Annotated in this window: 1 protein-coding gene; it reads left to right on the forward strand. The window is 48.8% G+C overall.

Features of this window, described 5'->3' with window-relative positions; genetic code table 11:
- Window positions 1-89 precede the first annotated feature (89 nt).
- A complete protein-coding gene (locus AAC147_RS10295) occupies window positions 90-812 on the forward strand; it encodes a DUF5710 domain-containing protein (RefSeq protein WP_047686562.1) in 723 nt (240 codons plus the stop codon).
- Window positions 813-912 lie beyond the last annotated feature (100 nt).

The raw sequence follows: 912 nt of genomic DNA on the forward strand, positions 1-912 counted from the left end.
TAAACTCTTTATGCTTTGGTGAAAATTAGCTAAATAGTCTGACTAACGTATTTAGCCAAGACTTAACCATGAAGAATAAAGGAAGTAATATGCTGCGGATTGATTTAAATGTCCCCGATGAAGAACACGAGAAGGCACGCAAATTGGGCGCACACTGGGATGCAGCCGCCCAAATCTGGTATATCGACGACAGTTTTGACCCGACCCCGTTTATGAACTGGTTACCGTTCTACAATGTGCATGCGGCCTTTTGGTATCTCGCCCAAACCCGGACGCTGTGCCCACAGTGCCATGAACACACCACCGTCACCGCATTTATGTTGCCTTCCGGGCATAAAATGCTGGAAACGGATGATGACGATGAAGAAGATGACGACGAAAACAACGCTGAAGTTGACTACTCAGAGCAGGACAGCCCGGCGTTTGCCTTTTATGTCGCCGACATTCCCACCACCGTGCGCAATGTATTATCTGGCTTTCACCACACTTTGCGCAAAACAGTGGGGCGGCGAATACGCCGAACGCACTGGATAAACCACTGCGAACATTGTGGTGCACAACAGGATGATGCGGACATGTTTGCAGAGGTCGGCGGGGCGTTTTTTCCTTCCTCCAGAAAGGAAGCCACCGCCATTCAGCTTCATCGTATCGACGAGCCTTTTATGGGCTATTGTCAGGATATCTCGCACCAGCGTTTTCATATTGATATGGAAAATACGGTGCTGAGCGCAAGCAAGGGCGCCTATACTGCCGGAGATTGGTTTGAATGGATGACGCAGGTAGTGAATGCGCCATCAAAATATCAGCATTAACCGGGAAGACTGACGCGCCGCTGTGCGGCTTGTCTGCTGACGATGGAAGACAAAACAAAAAACCGTTTTGCATTCCATCGTCCAGCCATTTAAATGTATT

This window comes from Xenorhabdus sp. NBAII XenSa04 (assembly GCF_963866145.1).
In the GTDB taxonomy this organism is placed as follows: Bacteria; Pseudomonadota; Gammaproteobacteria; order Enterobacterales; family Enterobacteriaceae; genus Xenorhabdus; species Xenorhabdus indica.